This window comes from Asaia sp. SF2.1 (assembly GCF_000505765.1).
In the GTDB taxonomy this organism is placed as follows: Bacteria; Pseudomonadota; Alphaproteobacteria; order Acetobacterales; family Acetobacteraceae; genus Asaia; species Asaia bogorensis.
In genome coordinates, this window is sequence record NZ_AYXS01000010.1 from 36,111 (window position 1) to 39,973 (window position 3,863).

Sequence of the window (3,863 nt, forward strand, 5' to 3'; positions counted from 1 at the left end):
GCAAGGACAAGCGCAGTCAGGAGAGGCGCATGGGACTCCATCGCGCTGACAAGACAGGCCGTGTCATCGGCACACACGGTGTCGTGATGCTTTCCACCAGAGCTGGCGGGCGCGGTGCTGTCGCACAAGACTTCAAGCGCACTCAACATACCCTGAGGGTCGTCCGATGAGAGCGTGAAGGCCGGGACTGGTGATCCGGCGACAAGACGCATTGCGACGGCAAACAGGCTCAGAAGCCAGAAAACTGCCCTTACCCTGTTGTTTTGCCGCGCAGATGCCATGACTTCTCTCACTAGGCGATCAGTCGGGCTTTGCCCACTGCCTTGATGTTGCGCCGACCATAGGCGCTCGCAGAATTGCCGAGCGACGGGCTTAAAAGCCACATGGATGCCCGCGTCTTGCGGGGGGCAAAGACAAAGAGCAATAATATACTGATAATGAACAGGAAACATCGAGCCTTTATTTGGCTTTTACAAGACAAGGACATATCGGTCCAATTAACCATCCGCAGACGGCCGCATATCGAGAAGGCAGGTTTTCATTTCCCAATATTTCAGCATCATTGTTAAACACATATATTATAAAGATAGAAATAAATTGATAATATGTTCCATTACTGTCGAAATCTATGAATGGACATATGGATACAGATGTGAGATAGGTCGCTGAAGCATTTGTCACAGAAGCGGGAATTCAAGGGCAATGGACAGCAAGAATCCGGGATCAGACCCTGCATCGGCCGATATCGACGCTTGGGATGAACTCAGGTCCGAGGAGACCCCTGTGGCCGAAGCCGAAATGCACAGCGCCCCTTCGCCAGCCACGCTGGCAGGGTTGGACGCACTGACCGATGAGGACTTCGCTCATGACGGGCAGGCCATCGGTTTCTATCACCAGAATGGCTGCAAGACCGTCATGCATGCCTTCACCCTGGCCAATATCCTGCATACGAGCTTTCGCGTACAGGAGGCGTCGCGCTTTTATCGTGTGGCGTTCGACATGCATTCCAAAAGCCATGGTGAATATCCTCTGGCCCAGTCGCTGCTTCAGGCGCGACTGCTTTGCCTGCTGAAATCCGGTAACGATCTGCCCGCCCATGAAGTGGCCGAACTGCGCGCCCTGTGCATTCCCCATGCCAATTTCATCGAGAGTGTCTATAAAGCCTGGCGTGAAGGCGACCCCACAGGGGCCATGCGTCTGACGGCCAATGCCTTCGAGGAATTTCATACAGGTGAGGAAATCGACTCCCTGTATCTGGGCTTCGCGCTCCAGGCGAACTTCCCCTTTACCAAAGGATGCGCCGATCATCGCGTGATCCCGAACAAGCTTTTCCTCTACTGGGACAAGAACCCACCCGAAGAGATTCAGCGCAATTTCGAGTTCCATCGCCAGATTTCCGGACTCGACGTCAAGATTTTCGACAAGCCCGAGGCCGAACAGTGGCTCTATGATGTCTATGGCGTCGAGGCCCGTTCGCTTTTCCTCGGTGCGCGTCATCCGGCGGAAGCAGCCGATATCCTGCGCGTCCATGTCATTCAGGCGCTTGGCGGCTGGTGGCTCGATGCCGACATCCGCATCCGTGACGAGCAGGCCCTGCAATTCATGCTGGACCGCCACGAGCAGAACGTCCTGTTCCTGACACATAACAACGTTGTTCATAACGATTTCTTCGGTGCCGTGGCCCAGAGCCCGCTGCTGAACGAAGCCCTGCTGAACATCTACCGTAACTGCTATCTCCATCCTGGCCTGTTCATCGCCTACAAGACCGGTCCGGGCGTGTTCAACCGTGCGTTGAACCGCCTGATCCATCGCGACGTGTCGGGTCTCGCGCCTCTGGCACCGACCAGCGTGCATGACCACCATGTGTTCAGCCGCCTGATCGAGGAATTCGACACGCCCTACAAGCACCACACCCCGCACTGGCAGGCAGTCTGATCTGACTCCTGAGGGGCGCTTTCACTGGCTGTATGGCGGTACCCACCTCTGGTACTGGCGTATACTCTGAGAAAGCGCCCTTTCTGCGTCTGACGCGCCGGAAACCCATCCGGCATTACTGGCTGCACAGAGCCAGATAAAACCGTCTTGTCTAATGAGATCGGAAGTGAAACGATTAGGGAACGGGTATCCCCAGTCGACAAGGTCTCTTTCCGATGCGCTTGCTTATCCCTCTTATTGGTGTGGCGTCCTGTCTGGGCACCTCGCTGGCGGCGCGACCTGCGCCCAGCCAGTCCATGCCCCTCTCCATGCGGCCTGTCTTTGATACGCTGGTCCTTCCCGATGCTCCGGGTTTGTGGAACCGCACCGGCTCCGGTCATCCTGGTCCCGGCTACTGGCAGAACCGCGCCGATTATCGCATCGACTCACGCATCGATACGGGCAGCCAGACCCTGAGCGGCGCGGAGACCATCACCTATACGAATAACAGCCCCGATGCCCTTGAGGTGTTGTGGCTGCAACTCGACCAGAACATGTATCGCAAGGATTCCCGCTCATGGGTGGCCTATCCGGACTGGCATCCTGCCAGCTCGGATGGCTTCGTGATCGAGCATGTTGCTATTGAGGAAAACGGCCATGAGAAGCCGGTCTCCTTTCGTATTTCAGACACGCGCATGCAGATCACCCTACCTGCCCCTCTTGCCGCGGGCGGAAAGCAGCTCAGGCTGCATGTTACGTGGCATCACACCATTCCCGGCCTCTGGGGCGGTCGTACTGCCGTCACCCCGGTCAAGGACGGGAAGATTTACGAGATTGCCCAATGGTATCCTCGCATGAGCGTTTATGACGATCTGCGCGGCTGGGACACGCTCCCTTATCTGGGGCAGGAATTCTATCTGGAATATGGCACCATCGACTACGCCGTGACCGTGCCGTGGAATTTTACGGTTGTCGGCTCAGGCGCACTCACCAACCCGCAGGACGTGCTGACCCCGACAGAGCGGGCGCGTCTGGCTGAAGCCGCCAAAAGCGACAAGCGCGTTCTCATCCGCACGGCGCAGGATGTGCTCGACCCTGCCAGCCACCTCGCCCGCTCGGGCGAGAAAACCTGGCGCTTTCATATGGAAAACACGCGCGACGTGGCCTTTGCGGCCTCGCCTGTTTTCATCTGGGATGCTGCCAGACTCGACCTGCCTGCCCTGCCCGCAGCCAAAGGCCAGAAACCGCAGCCGCGTCTGGCCATGTCCGTCTATCCACGCGAAGGCGCAGGGCCGCAGGCATGGGACCGCTCGACGGAATATGTCAAACACGCGATCGAGTATTTCTCGTCGCAATGGTATCCCTATCCCTGGCCCAACGCCGTCAATCTTGGCGGCCATGGCGCGGGGATGGAATATCCGGGCATCGTATTCGATGGCTGGCAGGACAGGAACGACGTACTGTTCTGGATCACCACGCATGAGCTGGGCCACGGCTGGTTCCCCATGATCGTCGGCAGCAATGAGCGCCGCCATGCGTTCATGGATGAGGGATTCAATACCTTCATCGACGCCTATGCCTCACAGCATTTCAACCACGGTGAATACGCGCCCAAGAAAGACGCGGAATTCGCTCCGGAAACAGGTGACCCGGCGAAGGATATCGTGCCGGTGCTCACCGCCACCGATGCGCCAACCCTGATGATGCTTTCTGAACTCGTGCCAGAGAAATACCGCCACAAGGTGACCTATTTCAAAGGTGCCTACGGGCTGATGCTGCTTCGAGAGAAAATCCTCGGGCCAGAGCGCTTCGATGATGCGTTCAGGGCCTATATCCGGGCCTGGGCCTTCAAACACCCCACGCCGTCGGATTTCTTCCGCTTCATGTCCAGCGCGGCGGGAGAGGATCTAACCTGGTTCTGGCGCGGCTGGTATTTCGAGAACTGGTGG

General features: G+C 57.5%; 3 protein-coding genes. 2 read left to right on the top strand and 1 reads right to left on the bottom strand.

The window, feature by feature from the left end; translation table 11 throughout:
* Nucleotides 1-281, bottom strand: a 281-nt coding sequence (locus P792_RS37495; protein ID WP_035439535.1) for a hypothetical protein, incomplete at its 3' end; no start/stop codon positions are given.
* A gap of 421 nt (nt 282-702) precedes the next feature.
* On the opposite strand from P792_RS37495, the gene P792_RS26040 reads away from it, so the two are divergent.
* Together P792_RS26040 and P792_RS26045 are read left to right on the top strand one after the other, a co-directional pair.
* Entirely contained in the window at nt 703-1,935 is a 1,233-nt protein-coding gene (locus P792_RS26040) for a hypothetical protein (protein ID WP_023978259.1), read from the top strand.
* 215 nt (nt 1,936-2,150) lie between these two features.
* Nucleotides 2,151-3,863 (top strand): M1 family metallopeptidase (locus P792_RS26045; protein WP_369794214.1); only part of this gene is annotated, 1,713 nt, incomplete at its 3' end.